The organism is Streptomyces sp. NPDC101234 (assembly GCF_044767525.1).
Lineage (GTDB): Bacteria > Actinomycetota > Actinomycetes > Streptomycetales > Streptomycetaceae > Streptomyces > Streptomyces sasae.
The window spans coordinates 44,964-59,858 of the sequence record NZ_JBIWOA010000033.1 but is presented as its reverse complement, the minus strand read 5'-3'; the positions used below and the strand labels follow the sequence as shown (position 1 = coordinate 59,858).

General features: G+C 72.6%; 11 protein-coding genes and 1 pseudogene. 9 read left to right on the top strand and 3 right to left on the bottom strand.

The genetic code is table 11. From position 1 onward, the window contains the following. The first annotated feature begins 9 nt into the window (after nucleotides 1-9). A complete protein-coding gene (locus ACIRR9_RS42325; RefSeq protein WP_403763863.1) occupies nucleotides 10-1,203 on the top strand; it encodes a glycosyltransferase in 1,194 nt (397 codons plus the stop codon). A 27-nt stretch (nucleotides 1,204-1,230) separates the two neighbouring features. Here the strand turns inward: ACIRR9_RS42325 and ACIRR9_RS42320 are convergent, their stop codons facing one another. After that, complete coding sequence (locus ACIRR9_RS42320; RefSeq protein ID WP_403763861.1) at nucleotides 1,231-2,553, bottom strand: TerD family protein; 1,323 nt, start codon at nucleotides 2,551-2,553, stop codon at nucleotides 1,231-1,233. 279 nt (nucleotides 2,554-2,832) lie between these two features. Between ACIRR9_RS42320 and ACIRR9_RS42315 the strand changes: the two genes are divergently transcribed. The 4 genes from ACIRR9_RS42315 (at nucleotide 2,833) to ACIRR9_RS42300 (ending at nucleotide 7,981) form a co-directional block, all read left to right on the top strand. Then, the gene (locus ACIRR9_RS42315; protein WP_365341718.1) at nucleotides 2,833-3,297 is read left to right on the top strand and encodes a DUF6643 family protein; all 465 of its coding nucleotides are present in this window, start codon (nucleotides 2,833-2,835) and stop codon (nucleotides 3,295-3,297) included. Nucleotides 3,298-3,339: 42 nt separating this feature from the next. Then, entirely contained in the window at nucleotides 3,340-4,164 is an 825-nt protein-coding gene (locus ACIRR9_RS42310) for an MOSC domain-containing protein (protein ID WP_403763859.1), read from the top strand. Between the two features lie 604 nt (nucleotides 4,165-4,768). After that, on the top strand, nucleotides 4,769-5,374 hold the full coding sequence (locus tag ACIRR9_RS42305; protein WP_403763857.1) for a hypothetical protein: 606 nt from the start codon (nucleotides 4,769-4,771) through the stop codon (nucleotides 5,372-5,374). A gap of 174 nt (nucleotides 5,375-5,548) precedes the next feature. Continuing rightward, nucleotides 5,549-7,981, top strand: a complete 2,433-nt coding sequence (locus tag ACIRR9_RS42300; protein ID WP_403763855.1) for a right-handed parallel beta-helix repeat-containing protein — start codon at nucleotides 5,549-5,551, stop codon at nucleotides 7,979-7,981. On the opposite strand, the gene ACIRR9_RS42295 is transcribed toward ACIRR9_RS42300, so the two are convergent. Further along, nucleotides 7,982-10,303 (bottom strand): hypothetical protein, encoded by a 2,322-nt coding sequence (locus tag ACIRR9_RS42295; protein WP_403763853.1) that lies wholly within the window; start codon nucleotides 10,301-10,303, stop codon nucleotides 7,982-7,984. Nucleotides 10,304-10,918: 615 nt separating this feature from the next. Here ACIRR9_RS42295 and ACIRR9_RS42290 point away from each other — a divergent pair. Next, a complete protein-coding gene (locus tag ACIRR9_RS42290; protein WP_123971821.1) occupies nucleotides 10,919-11,734 on the top strand; it encodes a DeoR/GlpR family DNA-binding transcription regulator in 816 nt (271 codons plus the stop codon). Nucleotides 11,735-11,813: 79 nt separating this feature from the next. Beyond that, the gene (locus tag ACIRR9_RS42285) at nucleotides 11,814-12,284 is read left to right on the top strand and encodes an SRPBCC family protein (RefSeq protein WP_403763851.1); all 471 of its coding nucleotides are present in this window, start codon (nucleotides 11,814-11,816) and stop codon (nucleotides 12,282-12,284) included. A 4-nt stretch (nucleotides 12,285-12,288) separates the two neighbouring features. On the opposite strand, the gene ACIRR9_RS42280 is transcribed toward ACIRR9_RS42285, so the two are convergent. Further along, a complete protein-coding gene (locus ACIRR9_RS42280) occupies nucleotides 12,289-13,413 on the bottom strand; it encodes a PLP-dependent cysteine synthase family protein (RefSeq protein ID WP_403763849.1) in 1,125 nt (374 codons plus the stop codon). 369 nt (nucleotides 13,414-13,782) lie between these two features. Between ACIRR9_RS42280 and ACIRR9_RS42275 the strand changes: the two genes are divergently transcribed. Next, complete coding sequence (locus ACIRR9_RS42275) at nucleotides 13,783-14,106, top strand: hypothetical protein (RefSeq protein ID WP_123971824.1); 324 nt, start codon at nucleotides 13,783-13,785, stop codon at nucleotides 14,104-14,106. A gap of 183 nt (nucleotides 14,107-14,289) precedes the next feature. Beyond that, a pseudogene (locus ACIRR9_RS42270) lies at nucleotides 14,290-14,847 on the top strand (ATP-binding protein); the annotation flags it as partial. Nucleotides 14,848-14,895 lie beyond the last annotated feature (48 nt).

Genomic DNA, 14,895 nt, shown 5'->3' with positions numbered 1-14,895 from the left:
GCAGGTCCGGTGGGGCAGACTTCGCGCGTGAGCGCCATCGTGTGGACCGCCGCCGTATCCCTGGCCGCCTGGCTGTGGCTGCTGCTCTGCCAGGGCTTCTTCTGGCGCACCGACGTCCGGCTCCCGCCCCGACGCGACCTCGAGGAATGGCCGGATGTGTGCGTGGTGGTCCCGGCCCGGGACGAGGCCGCCGTACTGCCGCTGAGTCTGCCGTCGTTGCTGGCGCAGGACTACCCCGGCCGGGCCGAGGTGTTCCTGGTCGACGACGGCAGTACGGACGGCACCGGGGAGCTGGCCCGGCGACTGGCCGTGCGGTACGGCGGGCTGCCGCTGACCGTGGACTCGCCCGGTGAGCCGCCGGCGGGCTGGACGGGCAAACTGTGGGCGGTACGGCACGGCATCGGTCTGGCACGCGCGCGTGGCCCCGAGTATCTGCTGCTGACGGACGCCGACATCGCGCACGCGCCGGACAGCCTGCGGCTGCTGGTGGCGGCCGCGCGTACCGGGGGTTTCGACGTGGTGTCGCAGATGGCCCGGCTGCGGGTGGAGAGCCTGTGGGAACGGCTGGTGGTCCCCGCGTTCGTCTACTTCTTCGCGCAGCTGTATCCGTTCCGGCGGATCGGCCGTAAGGGCTCGCGTACGGCGGCAGCGGCAGGCGGCTGTGTCCTGCTTCGTGCCGACACGGCGGAGAAGGCACGCATCCCGGACGCGATCCGGCATGCCGTGATCGACGACGTGGCGCTGGCCCGCGCGGTGAAGGGCGCCGGAGGGCACGTCTGGCTGGGGCTCGCCGACAGCGTGGACAGCGTGCGTCCCTATCCACGGCTGCACGACCTGTGGCGGATGGTCTCCCGCAGCGCGTACGCACAGCTGCGGCACAACCCGCTGCTGCTCCTCGGCACGGTCGCCGGTCTCGCGCTCGTGTACCTGGTGCCCCCGGCGGCGGTGGTGGCGGGAGCGGTCACCGGCAGCGCGCCGGCGGCGCTCGTCGGCGGGGCGGCCTGGCTGGTGATGGCGGCGACATATGTGCCGATGCTCCACTACTACCGGCAGCCGCTGTGGCTCGCTCCGCTGCTGCCGTTCACCGCGTTCCTCTACCTCCTGATGACGGTCGACTCGGCGGTGCAGCACTACCGGGGGCGCGGGGCGGCCTGGAAGGGGCGTACGTACGCGCGTCCCGGCACGGTGGGCGACGAGGGCTGACCTCGTTCCCCGCCCTGTCCCCCACCGTCATTTACGTCCGGGTGTCCAGTTCATGCCCCAGCCGTAGGCGCGGTCGACGGTCCGCTGCGGGCTCACCCCGCGCTCCGGGACCAGGTAGCGCGCCTCGCGCTGCACGACGAGGTCGCCGCCGGTGCTGGTGATCAGGGCGAGGGCGCACACGGTCGAGGGGACCGTGCACTCGTCCAGGGAGAAGTCGATCGCGGCGCCGTGCTGCGGCTGGAGGGTGACGGTGGCGTGCAGGTCGGCGAAGGACGTGGCGCCCTGGTAGATCGTCACGAAGACCAGGATGCGCCGGAAGTCCTGTTTGTGGTCGAGATTGACGGTGAGGTTCTCCCCGCTCGCCACGGCACCGGTGCGGTCGTCGCCGTCGAGGTGGATGTACGGCGGCCGGCTCAGGGAGCCGAAGGCGTTGCCGAGCGCCTGCACGACGCCCTTGCGGCCGTCGGCTAGTTCGTACAGGGCGCACAGGTCGAGATCGAGGTCGGCCCCGCCGTGCCGGCCGCCCCAGGCCGGGAACTGCTTGTGGACCTGCCAGTTGAGGTTGACACGCAGGGCGCCGGAGGTGCCGCCCTGTTTGGCCAGGGAGACGGAGGGCGCCGCCTTGGTGAGCGTCACCTTGGACAGCCGTACGGGCGCTGCCGGAGCGGTCGACGGGGGCGGCGGGACGGGCAGGCCGCCGGAGGTCGGCGTGGCGCGCGGGGGGACGGGGAGACCGGCCGGGGGCGGCGGGGCGGCGGGGGGCACCACCACCGGGGCGGGCGCCGGAACCGGGGCGGACGGCGCCTGGTGCTGTGGTTCGTCCACCGTGATCCCGAAGTCGGTGGCGAGTCCTTCGAGGCCGCTGCTGTAGCCCTGTCCCACGGCGCGGAACTTCCAGCCGCCCTGGCGGCGGTACAACTCACCGAGCACGAAAGCGGTTTCCACCGTGGCGCCCGTGCTCTCGAACCGGGCGACCGTGCTCTCGTCCGCCGCGTCCCGGACCTCGATGTAGAGGCCGGGGACCTGCCCGAACGTTCCGCCGTCGGCTGAGGCCGCGAGGACGATCCGCTCGATCGGGGCCTCCACTCGCGCGAGGTCGACGAAAAGGGTGTCGGTGACCCGGTCGCCGGAGCGCCGCTTGCCCTCGTGCCGGGCCGCGCCGGAGGCGTGCGCCGGCTGGTTGTAGAAGACGAAGTCGCCGTCGGAGCGCACTTTCCCGGCTACCAGGAGCAGTGCCGAGGCGTCCGCGTCGGGGACACCCGGGCCGGAGTGCCAGCCCAATTCGACACGCAGCGCCGTCGTCGGCACCGGCGTATTCGATCCTTTCGACATTGACATGTCCGCCCCCATCACGTGTCGGCATGCCGGGCACGCCCCGGCAGCCCCAGGTCATCCCTACCCGCACAACCTATTCCCGGGGACAGGGAACTCCCACGAGCGGCACAGGAAGATCCCCGTCCAACCCCTGGTAACCAGCCCGGAACTCGGCCTTTACACGATCAGAACGCTGATTGTCGTCCTTTTTTGCCGAGTTCGCTCGGATTGGGGATCCGACGTCACCGCCGACACGGAAAACAACCCTCTTATCGGTCTCCCCAACCAGCACATCGTGGGCTTAACTTATGTGCCATGACCTCCCCCCGCTCCACCTATGGCGGCGGCTACTACTCCGCCTCCTTCCCGGACACCCCGATCTACGACTCCCTCGTGGCCGAGCGAGGCACCCCGCAGATCGCCCCGATCCGGGTCCCTCCCGCCTACGACACGGGCAGCAGCCTCAGCAACCTGCCCGCACTGCCGTCGGCACTGCCCGCCCTCCCGGCGGGACCCTCCCAGCCGGCCCCGGGCTACGGCTACCCGCAGCAGATGCAGCAGCCCGCGCCGCTGCAGCAGGCGCCCACGGCGTACATCCCCCAGCAGGCGACGGGACCGCGCGGCTACCCCGCGCAGCAGCCCCAGCCGCAGCCGCCGCGCCCGATGATGGGCGGCACGGGGTACGAGGCAATGCGTCCGGCGGCTCCGCGCCCCGCGCAGTCGGCCCCGTACCAGGACCCGTACAACAACCAGCAACAGCAGCAGTACCGCGGCTACTGACCGGCACCCCCGGATGTCCGTGCGGCCTGGCACGATGGCGTCATGGGGATTGCCGAACTGCAGTCGATTCACGTTCATCCGGTCAAGGCGTTCCGGGGCTTCTCGCCCCGGCAGGCCGTCGTGGAGCCCTGGGGGCTGGCCGGTGACCGGCGCTGGGTGCTGGTCGACGACGGGGGAAAGGTCGTCACCCAGCGCGAGGAGCCGCGCCTTGCACTGGCCGCCGCCGAGCTGTTGTCCGGCGGCGGTATACGGCTGTCCGCGCCCGGGCGCGAGCCCCTGACGGTGCCGGTCCCGGAGCCGGGGACCACGGTGCCGGTGGAGATCTTCGGTACGAAGGTGGAGGCGGTCCTCGCGGCGGAGGCCGCGCATGCCTGGTGCGGCGACTATCTCGGGGCCGAGGTCCGCCTCGCCCACATGGACGATCCCGCCGTCCGCCGCCCGATCGATCCGGACCACGCGCTGCCGGGCGAGACCGTGAGCTTCGCCGACGGCTACCCCCTGCTGGTCACCACGCAGGCCTCGCTCGACGCCCTCAACGCCCTCATCGCGCAGGGTGATCACGCCCAGGAGGGTCCGCTTCCCATGAACCGCTTCCGGCCGAACGTGGTCGTGCGGGGCACGGAGGCGTGGGCGGAGGACGACTGGACGCGGATCGCCATAGGCGAGGTCGAGTTCCGGGTGACGAAGATGTGCGGACGGTGCGTCGTGACCACGACCGACCAGGTCACCGCCGAGCGCGGCAAGGAGCCGCTGCGTACGCTCGCACGGCATCGCAGGTTCGCCAATCAGCTGGTCTTCGGCCAGAACCTGGTACCACGCTCCCCCGGCACGATCCGGGTCGGGGACCCGGTGCGCGTCCTCGGCTGATTTCCCGGACCGAGGCGGCCTCGCGCGAGCCGACGCAGCCCTGACAACCACTGGCCGGTCAGGCACTCGTCAACCAGACCGTCTGCAGACAGCCCGTCCCCTCCGCGACCGCCGCCGTCCGAGCCTTCTTCGCCCGAGCGATCCCGCGGATCCGCCCCCGGCCCTCGGTCGAACGAGCCGCACCGGCACACGTCGTCCTCGCCCCAGCGGCGATCGCCTCGGCGGGCCTCGCCCGAGCCTCCGTCGCCCGAGCGCACCTTCCCCGAGCCACCCCTCACCCGGCCCACCGGCGCACGAGCCGTTCACGCCCGGCTCGTCTCCACCCGAGCCCGCCGTCGTGCGAACGGCTTCCCCGAGCCGCCGCCGTCCGAACGGTCCTCGCCCGAGCCGCCCTCCCCGCCTCCCGTCGCCAGACGCGCCCTCGTCCGGCGGTCGGGGGATCTCCGTCAGTCGGTGGGAACCGAAGCCCGCGGCCCGGTCGTTGGGGGTCGTGGGACGTTCACGAGAGTCCCGGCCGGGGGTGATTTCGCTCTCTCTTCGGCCGGGGTCTCGGGTGAACGGCACGGGCGGGGGTTATCACGGAGCGGGAAGGGGGTGGTGGACGGTGCGAGCGATCCGCGGCCTGTGGCGCTGGCGGCGCAATCCGCTGCGCCGCGCGACCGACCTGGTCGAGGCCTGGGTGGCCCTGGCGGCGCTGCTGTTGACCGTGGTGGCCGCGCCCCTGCTCGGCTCACTCGTGGGCGCCGCCGCCCAGAAGGCGCTCCAGGAGTCGGTCCGGCAGCAGCACCACGACCGAAGTCTCGTCACCGCCACGGTCGTACGGAAACTGGGCGGTCCCCTGGTGGAGCCCGACCCGGACGCCACCAGCGCCCACGACACCCGCAGCCGTGTCCTCGCCGACTGGACCGCACCGGACGGCACCCACCGGCACGGCCCGGCCCTGACGACCCTCCAGTCTCCGCACAAGGGCGACCACTTCGGCGTCTGGACCGACCGGCACGGGCTCATGACCGCCCGCCCGCTGGACTCCGCGACGGCGACGACACACGCCGTACTGGCCGGCTTCGGGGCGGCGCTGCTCACCACGGTTCTGGTCGAGGGCGGCAGACGGATGATCGTCTGGCGTATGGTCCGTCGCAGGTACGCACGCTGGGACCAGGCCTGGGAGCGGGCGGGCCCGGACTGGGGCAAGGCAGGCACGGGCAGCTGACGGCCTTTCCGTCTCTGGTCGATCCACCACCTCGGCGCACGCTACGGTGGACCGGCCGAAGGGCATTCGGCATCGACCCGCGCGCGAGCGAACCGCAGGGCGCGACACCCTCCGAGGTGGCGCCCCGAAGGCGAGCGAGCGATCTGTACGACGAGGTGGGGGCACGGCAACGCCATGGCACAGGGCACGGTCCAGGTGACGCACACCGGCACATCGCGGTGGCGGCGCCGCACGGGTGAGTACGCTTCGCTCGCCGCCGCCCTGGAGGCCGCCGCCGACGGCGACGTCCTCACGGTCGCCCCCGGCACCTACCGGGAGAACCTCGTCGTCCAGCGCGCGGTGACACTGCGCGGCCCGGAGGGCTCGCCCGGCTCGGTGCGGATCGCGCCCGCCGACGGGGTGCCGCTGACCGTGCGTGCCTCGGCGGTCGTACAGGACCTGCATGTCGAGGGCCAGGACGCGGCCGCGCCCGCGCTGCTCGTCGAGGAGGGCACACCCGAGCTGCTGGACGTGCGGATCGTCACCCGGTCCGCCTCCGGGATCGAGGTGCGCGGCGGAGCGCGGCCGACCGTGCGGCGGTGCACCGTGGACAACCCGGCCGGAATCGGCATCGCCGTACTCGACGGCGGCGGTGGGGTGTTCGAGGAGTGCGAGGTCGTATCGGCCGGTCAGGCGGGTGTGGCGGTACGCGGCGGCGCCCATCCCCGGTTCGAGCGGTGCAGGGTGCACCACGCCTCGGGCACCGGTCTGACGGCCACCGGGGAGAACTCCGCGCTGGAAGCGGTGGGGTGCGAGATCTACGAGGTGCGCGGCTCCGGGGTGCAGGTCACCGGGCGGGCCACGGCGCACCTCACCGACTGCGATGTGCACCGCACCACGGCCGACGGCGTCACGCTCGACACGGACGCGGTGCTCACCCTCGCCGACTGCCGTATCCACGACATCCCGGAGAACGCGGTCGACCTGCGCTCCCGCTCGGTGCTCACGCTGACCCGGACGACAGTGCGTCAGTTCGGGCGCAACGGCCTGTCGGTGTGGGACCCGGGCACCCGGGTGGACGCCAACCAGTGCGAGATCTTCGACAGCACGGGCGACTATCCGGCGGTGTGGGTGAGCGACGGCGCCACCGCCGTCCTGGAGTCCTGCCGGGTGCACGACGTGCCGGACGCGCTGTTCGTGCTGGACCGGGGCTCCCGCGCGGATGTCGTCGACAGCGACCTCTCCCAGGTCCGCAACACGGCCGTGTCGGTGAGCGACGGGGCGACCGCGCAGCTGGACGACTGCCGGATCCGGGAGGCGGCCACCGGCGCCTGGTTCCGCGACCACGGCAGCGGCGGCACCCTCAACAACTGCACGGTGGACGGCACCCAGACCGGAGTGATCGTCACCAAGGGCGCCGACCCGACGATCGAGCGCTGCACGGTGACCTCCCCGGCGGAGGCCGGCTTCTATGTGTCGGCGGGCGGCCGGGGCAGCTTCCTGAACTGCCGGGTCACCGGCAGCGGCGGCTACGGCTTCCATGTGCTCGACGGCTGCCGTACGACGTTGCGCAAGTGCCGTACGGAGCGGTGCGCGCGCGGGGGTTACGAGTTCGCGGACGGCGGCCCGGACGCCGGTACCGGCCCGGTGGTGGAGGACTGCACCAGCGACGAGAGCGGCAGCCTGCGGCCGCCCGCGGCGCACGAGACGGCCGTACAGACCACGGCCCACTCCCCCGGGCTGCTGGGGGCGATCCCCGGCCAGCGCACCACCGAGCAGGAGCCCCTGCTCACCCCCGCCGCGCCCGAGGAGCCGGCCCGGACCTCCAAGGCCGTGCTCGGTGAACTCGACGCGCTGGTCGGCCTGGACAGCGTCAAGCGCGAGGTCCGTGCGCTGACCGACATGATCGAGGTCGGCCGGCGCCGCCAGCAGGCCGGTCTGAAAGCCGCCTCGGTCAAGCGGCACCTGGTGTTCACCGGCTCCCCGGGCACCGGCAAGACGACGGTCGCCCGGCTCTACGGCGAGATCCTCGCCTCCCTCGGGGTGCTGGAGAAGGGGCATCTGGTCGAGGTGTCCCGGGTCGACCTGGTCGGCGAGCACATCGGCTCCACGGCGATCCGTACCCAGGAGGCCTTCCAGCGGGCGCACGGCGGTGTGCTGTTCATCGACGAGGCGTACGCGCTGTCGCCGGAGGACGCCGGGCGTGACTTCGGCAAGGAGGCCATCGACACCCTGGTGAAGCTGATGGAGGACCAGCGGGACGCGGTGGTGGTGATCGTCGCGGGCTACACGGAGGAGATGGAGCGCTTCCTCTCGGTCAACCCCGGTGTGGCGTCCCGTTTCTCCCGGACCATCACCTTCAGCGACTACGACCCCGACGAACTGCTGAGGATCGTGGAGCAGCAGGCCGACGAGCACGAGTACCGACTGGCGCCGGGCGCGGCCGAGGGCCTGCTGAAGTACTTCACGGCGCTCCCGAAGGGCCCCGCGTTCGGCAACGGCCGTACCGCCCGGCAGACCTTCGAGGCGATGGTCGAGCGGCACGCGAGCCGGGTGGCCCAGCTCGCCGACCCGACGACCGACGACCTGACCCTGCTGTACGCGGAGGATCTGCCGGAACTGGCCTGATCAGCCCGCCGGTTGCGGCCGCTGCCCGGGCAGGTCCGGGCGCAGCCGCGCCAGCAGCCGTTCGCGTTCCTCGGCGAAGACCGGGTCGGCCTGGTAGTCGGAGTGGCCGAGGATCGGGGCGGGGAGCGGGTGTGCCGGGGTGCGTCCGTAGGCGAGGGGGTCCTTCAGGGGTGTGTGGTCGACCTCCGGGCCGTCGCCGTCGGAGATCAGGACGGGGCCGCCGATGGGGTCGGTGAGCCGGTAGAGGTTGCGCCAGCAGGCGACCTCGCGGTGCAGGGAGCCGAGTTCGGCCGGACCGAAGTGGGCCGGGAACCAGCGCCCGTACAACCGCTCCAGCGGGCAGCCGTACGTCAGCAGGGCGACCCTCTTGCGGACCGCCGGGGTCAGCTGCCAGGCCGCCGCCGCGGCGAGGACGCTGCCCTGGGAGTGGCCGGAGATGACCAGCCGGCCGCCGGTGCGGCGGGTCCAGGTGTCCATCCGCCAGGTCAGGTCGGGCACCGCGCGCTCGGCGTAGCAGGGCGGCGCGAAGGGATGGGCGGCGCGCGGCCAGAAGGTGCCGACGTCCCAGAGGATGCCGATGGTGCGCCGGGCGGAGGCGTCCTTGTAGGCGCGCCGGCCCCAGGTGACGAAGAGGATGAAGCCGAGCCCGACCAGCCAGGAGCCGAGCGCCTGCGAGGCCTCGGCCGCGCCGTGCACCAGGGCGTACGTCCGGTCGGCGGCCGTGTCGGGGGTCTCCCCGGTGGCCAGCGCGCCCACCAGTGCCCCGGCACCCAGGACGAGCGTGGCGGCGCACAGCACGGTGACCACGAGCGGTGTCCGGTCGGTGAGGGCCGCCATGGCGCGGACCCGGGCGATACGGCGGGTACGGGCCGCGTCCGCAGGCTCCCCGGGGTGGTCCCGGTCGACCCCGGCCCGGTCGGCGCGGCTGATCCGCGAGGTGCGCCAGGACAGCCAGGCGACGGCGGCCAGCAGCACCACCAGCACCGGCGGGATAACCGACGCCTGCCAGGTCAGCAGTACCGGCGGCCCGGCGATGGAGGTTCCGGTGCCGTCCAGCCAGTCGGAGACCCGCTGGGCGACCCCGCCCGAGATGACCCCGCCCAGCGCACAGGCGAGCAGCGCGACCGCGGGCCCGCCGAGACCGCGCATGGCGGCGCGCGGATCGGGGAGCCGGCGGTGCAGGTCGCGGGCGACGGCGCCGAGGACGATCACCAGGACGCCCTGGGCCAGGGCCAGGCCGCCGAAGGTCGTGTCCCCGGCGAGCCGTCCCACGGAGTGCCACCCCGGCCGGGACCAGCCGGCGTACAGCACGACCAGCACCAGCAGGGCGAGCGAGCCGAGCGGCAGGCGTCGTACGAGACGGCGGTCGAGCTCCTGGTCGAGGAGGTTCTCACTGCGTCCCCGGCGGCAGACCACCCACACCACGGCCACGGTTCCGGTGACCAGGGCACCGGTCAGCAGCCACCCGAGCGCGTCCAGTACGGCGGATCCGCCCGGCCGGCGGTCGAAGGCGGCCGCGGGTGAGAGGACCGCGGCGGCGACGGTGAGCAGGCCCGCCGCGGTGTGGGCGGCGCGCAGCCGGGCCACCAGTCGGCGCCCGTACCAGAAGCCGGGGCTGCCGAGGGAGGTGTGGCCGGGCTCGGGGTCGTGGACCAGGGGCCGGGTGGATTCGTAGGCGCTCCAGGTGCGGTGCGAGAGATACCAGAGCAGGCCCGTCAGTGCGGTGGGCACCAGGGCGGCCAGGGCGAGCCGGCGCCCGGGGGTGCTCCACCAGCCGCCGTCGGAGCCGGCCGGCGAGAGGAAGCCGAGCCAGGAGTGGCGGGCGGCGCAGGCGGTGACACCCGCGCACTGCCAGGCGGCCAGGTCCAGGGCGACCTCGCAGGCGGCCGCGACGAGCAGCACGGTCAGGGTGAGCCCGGCGAGCCGGACCAGCAGGCCGTAGAAGCGCACGGTGCGCGGGCGGTCCTGGGCGGCGGGGCGCATCCAGTGGGCGAGGTTGACCACCATGAAGGGCAGGAGCAGCAGCCACAGGGCGCGGGAGGCGTTGCCGGAGGTGAGGTTGCACCAGACGTACGCCTCGGGCACCGGCCGGTCGCGGTAGTCGCCGGGCCGGGACTCGGCGTCCACGTCCTCGGCACGCCGGAAGACGGCGGCGGTGTCGTCGCCGGTGATCCGGACCGTGCGCGGATCGTCGAGCATCTTCTCGGGCGTGGTCCCGCCGACACCGTGCACCAGCAGTTCGAGGTCGATCTCCGGCGTGACCGTCCGCCCGGCCGCGCCGGTCGCCGTGACCGTGGGCCGCGCGGCCGTCGCGGTCCCCATGGCTCCTGCCCGCTCTGACACCTCGGCCGTCGCAGCCGCGGCCGGCCCGGCCGCTCCGATCCTCGTGACCGGGACCCGCCCAGCCGTCTCGGCCCTCGCAACCGCAGCCGCCCCGGCCGATTCCGCCCCTGTAGCTGCTCCCGGCTCGGATGCCTCGACCCTCGTAGCCACTGCTCGCCCGGCCGATTCCGACCCCGTGGCCGGGACCCGCCCAGCCGGTTCCGCCGGTGCCGGGGCGCCGGGGGGTTCGACAGGCGCGGTCCGCGCCCCTGTCGGCCGCTCGGCGAAGTCGTCAGCGGTGTGTTCCTGCGCGCGTTCCACTCTTCTCGCACTTCCCCCGTGACGCGCCGAATGGTCTGTGTCCGTGCGGGTTTCAGGATCGCCGATTCCGGTGTGACGCACACCACTCGCCACGGAATCTCCCCGATGTGTGTGACACCCGGTGCGACACGTGGTGACCGAATGACATGTGCGCACCGACACAGGGAGTGGCGCAACCGGCGTGGTCCCGTGAAAGGATGGGGCGCCCGCGCACCGGAGCCGGATGGAATGTCCTGGTCGGAGCCGGTATGCAGGGCGTGTCGGACGGCTTGAGTCGAGAGGACCGGAGCGTACGTGAGCGAGAACCAGAACCTCCTCGCGGAGCAGCGCCGCGCCCTGATCCTGGACGAGGTCCGGCGCCGGGGCGGCGTACGGGTCAACGAGCTGACGCGCAAGCTCGGCGTGTCGGACATGACCGTGCGCCGGGACCTGGACGCGCTGGCCCGGCAGGGCGTGCTGGAGAAGGTGCACGGCGGCGCGGTGCCGGTGGTCGAGGCGAGCACCCACGAGCCGGGGTTCGAGGCGAAGTCGGGGCTGGAGCTGACCGCCAAGGAGGACATCGCCAGGGCCGCCGCCGAGCTGGTCGTGCCGGGTACGGCGATCGCCCTGTCCGGCGGTACGACGACCTATGCGCTGGCCCATCAGCTCCTGGAGGTCCCCGACCTGACCGTGGTGACGAACTCGGTGCGGGTCGCGGACGTCTTCCACGCGGCGCAGCGTGTCTCCGGGCAGCGCCAGGGCGCGGCGACGGTGGTCCTGACCGGCGGGGTGCGCACCCCGTCGGACTCCCTGGTGGGCCCGGTGGCCGACCAGGCGATCGCGGCCCTCCACTTCGATCTGCTGTTCCTCGGCGTGCACGGCATATCGGTCGAGGCCGGCCTCTCCACTCCGAACCTCGCGGAGGCGGAGACCAACCGCCGTCTGGTGCACTCGGCCCGGCGGGTCGTGGTGGTCGCCGACCACACCAAGTGGGGCACCGTGGGCCTGAGTTCGTTCGCCGAGCTGGAGCAGGTCGACACGCTGGTCACCGACGCGGGACTGCCCGGCGACGCCCGCGCGGAGATCTCCGAGCACCTGCGCCGCCTGGTGGTGGCGGGCGAGACCGACTGAGGGTACAGACAGCTGACGGTCCGTCAGCTATCGTGGCGAGGCCGGTCAACCGCCTTCTGCGTCAAGGGGGTTCTCGTCCATGCCACGCCGACTGCGCCCTGTGGGGCTCGACTTCGTCGAGACCGCGCCCGTCCGTCTGGTCTTCGCGCAGGAGATGTCCGCGCCACCCGAGCGGGTCTTCCACGCGCTCAACGACGACGTGCCCGGCTGGGCGGAGTGGTTCGCCGCGGTGACGCACGCCGAGTCCGTCGACGACGGTGCCGGGCGTGCCATCCGGCTCAAGGGCGGCGGGCGTTTCCGCGAGACGATCATCGCGGCCAAGGAGGCCGAGGTGTACGCCTACCGGGTCGACCTGACCAACGCTCCGGGCGCGCACGCCATCGCCGAGGAGTGGCGGCTCGTGCCGTCCGGCAGCGGCACAGGCGTGCAGTGGACCTTCGCGGTGGACGGCTCGGCCCCGTTCCGTCTCGCGGTCAGGGTGGCACGCGCGGGGCTGGGCCGGGCCTTCCGGGGCGCGGTCACCGAACTGGACCGGCGTCTTTCGCGGTAGCGGCTCAGCCGGGCCAGACCCCCGTCTCCAGCAGCGAGTCGATCGCCGCCGCGTACGGCGCGATGTCCAGCCCCTGCTCTTCCAGCCATGAATCCGAGTAGTACTTGTCCAGATACCGGTCCCCGGGATCGCACAGCAGCGTCACCACACTCCCCGTGCGCCCGGCGGCCACCATTTCCGAGACAATCTTCAGCGCACTCCACAACCCCGTCCCGGTGGATCCCCCGGCCTTGCGTCCGATCACCCGCTCCAGCGCCCGGACCGCCGCCACGCTCGCCGCATCCGGCACCTTCATCATCCGGTCGACCGCCCCCGGCACGAAGCTCGGTTCCATCCGCGGCCGCCCGATGCCCTCGATGCGGGACCCGCAGTCGCAGGTGACGTCGGGGTCACCGGTGGTCCAGCCCTCGAAGAAGCAGGAGTTCTCCGGGTCGGCGACACAGATCCGCGTGTCGCGCTGGGTGTAGTGGACGTAGCGCGCGAGGGTCGCCGAGGTGCCACCGGTTCCCGCCGTGGCGACGATCCACGCCGGTTCCGGGAACCGCTCCAACTGCAGCTGGCGGAAGATGGATTCGGCGATGTTGTTGTTGCCCCGCCAGTCCGTGGCCCGTTCGGCGTAGGTGAACTGGTCCATGTAGTGGCCGCCGGTCTCCACCGCGAGGCGCGCGGACTCCTCGTACATTTTCCGGGAGTCGTCCACGAAGTGGCACTGCCCGCCGTGGAATTCGATGAGCCGGCACTTCTCGGCGCTGGTCGTGCGCGGCATCACCGCGATGAAGGGCACACCGATCAGTTTGGCGAAGTACGCCTCGGAGACGGCCGTCGAGCCGCTGGACGCCTCGATCACGGGGCGGCCCGGCCGGATCCAGCCGTTGCACAGGCCGTAGAGGAAGAGCGAGCGGGCGAGCCGGTGCTTGAGGCTGCCTGTGGGATGGGTCGACTCGTCCTTGAGGTAGAGGTCGATGCCCCAGGCCTCGGGCAGCGGGAAGCGCAGCAGGTGGGTGTCCGCCGAGCGGTTCGCGTCCGCCTGGACCTTGCGGACGGCCTCTTTGAGCCAGTCACGGTAGGGCGTGTCGCTGCGGTCGACGTCCAGGGTGGCGCCGGTGCGGATCTGCGGGGTGGTGCTCACGGCGGGACTCCTAACGCTGCACGCCGACGGCGTCGGGAACGCGGCCGTCGCATCGATCATAAACACCTTCCGCACGCTTCTCACCTGCATAAACGCATCTTTGGGCGCCTCAAAGGCACCCCTGGGGAACAGGAGGGGACACTGGCGCGAACCCTTCGGGGGCGCATTCTCGCGAGTGCTCCGAGCGCCCCCCGCCCACCGGCCCGCGTGTACTGGTGCTCCTCGCCGAGGGCGGGCAGACTGCCCCCGGACGGGACGGATGTCCCGAACGGGGGCGCACACTGGATCACGACACGAGCCGGAGCGCGCGGGCCGGAGCCACAAGCACCCGGACCGGCGACCTAGGTACTCGAAAAGGGGCGGGGCAGGATGGCGGAGCCGGAATTCACGGCCATGGGCGTGCGGATCGACAAGCGCCTGCGTTCCCTCACCCGGGCCGGGCAGGTCCGGATAAGCGACGGCAGGCTGCAGCTGCTGACCAGTTACGGCAGCGAGATCGACAGTGCGCCCGTGCAGGCGGTACGGGCCTCGAGGCCGTGGTTCGCGTCGGAGGACCGGGCCTTGGCCGACCTCAACGGCCAGCGCTACTCACTCACCCTCGGTGACCACGACCCGGCGCCGGGCGAGCCCGGGCCGCCCGCGGCGAGCCGTTTCATCGAGGCGGTACGGCGAGCCGCAGGGCGTGACCGCTGAATCACGGCGAGTTGCGGGACCGTAGGCACTGGGTCACGCTTGTCTCACGTCACTCTGGGTTTACCGGCGACAACGCTGCGAACCAGCCCGCCGGCCACGACAGCAGGCGGCCCCATGGACGGCGGCACCCTGCTGGATTCGTTCTTCGTGTTCTTCCGGACCTCACGTCGGGGAGTCGCAGTCGTGATCGAACACCCAAGCAGACACTGCTCGGTGGAGCTCCAAGCTTTGCCCTCGCGGATCGGCCAGGTCCGCAGAATCGTATCTGCGCAGTTGCGTTACTGGCGTCTGGACCCGCTCATCGACCGGGCCGCGCTCGGTGTGACGGAGTTGCTGACCAACGTCCACCGGCACGCCCAGCCCGACAAGAACTGCACCGTGGAGATCGAGCTCCAGCTCGACCGGCTCACGGTGTCGGTGCGCGACCACGATCCGCGCCTCCCGGTGGTGGAGGACGGCACGGACGTCGCACCGATGGCCACCTGCGGGCGCGGCCTGGCGATGGTGGCCGCGGTCAGCGAGAGCTGGGGGGTACGGCCGCACGACGACGGCAAGGTCGTGTGGTTCACCCTGCCGGCGAAGGCTGCCGCGCCGAAGACGGCCCGCCCGGCGCGCCGTACGGCCGAACCGGCACCCCGCCGGATCGTCGGGGCGGAACCCGTGACCGCGGGTGCCTCCCCTCCCGTACACACGACCGCGGCTGCGGCTGCGCCGGCTCCCGCACACGCGGTGGCCGCGGTTCCCGCCACCGCCCATGCGACCGTCGGCGCCCCCGTCGCCGCGCACGCG

What these genes read in the sequence shown, in the direction of transcription:
- ACIRR9_RS42285 (WP_403763851.1), top strand. Translation starts at nt 11,814, where the DNA reads ATGCCACGCCGACTGCGCCCTGTGGGGCTCGACTTCGTCGAGACCGCG.
- ACIRR9_RS42320 (WP_403763861.1), bottom strand. Translation starts at nt 2,553, where the DNA reads ATGGGGGCGGACATGTCAATGTCGAAAGGATCGAATACGCCGGTGCCG.
- ACIRR9_RS42295 (WP_403763853.1), bottom strand. Translation starts at nt 10,303, where the DNA reads ATGGGGACCGCGACGGCCGCGCGGCCCACGGTCACGGCGACCGGCGCG.
- ACIRR9_RS42300 (WP_403763855.1), top strand. Translation starts at nt 5,549, where the DNA reads ATGGCACAGGGCACGGTCCAGGTGACGCACACCGGCACATCGCGGTGG.
- ACIRR9_RS42275 (WP_123971824.1), top strand. Translation starts at nt 13,783, where the DNA reads ATGGCGGAGCCGGAATTCACGGCCATGGGCGTGCGGATCGACAAGCGC.
- ACIRR9_RS42310 (WP_403763859.1), top strand. Translation starts at nt 3,340, where the DNA reads ATGGGGATTGCCGAACTGCAGTCGATTCACGTTCATCCGGTCAAGGCG.
- ACIRR9_RS42315 (WP_365341718.1), top strand. Translation starts at nt 2,833, where the DNA reads ATGACCTCCCCCCGCTCCACCTATGGCGGCGGCTACTACTCCGCCTCC.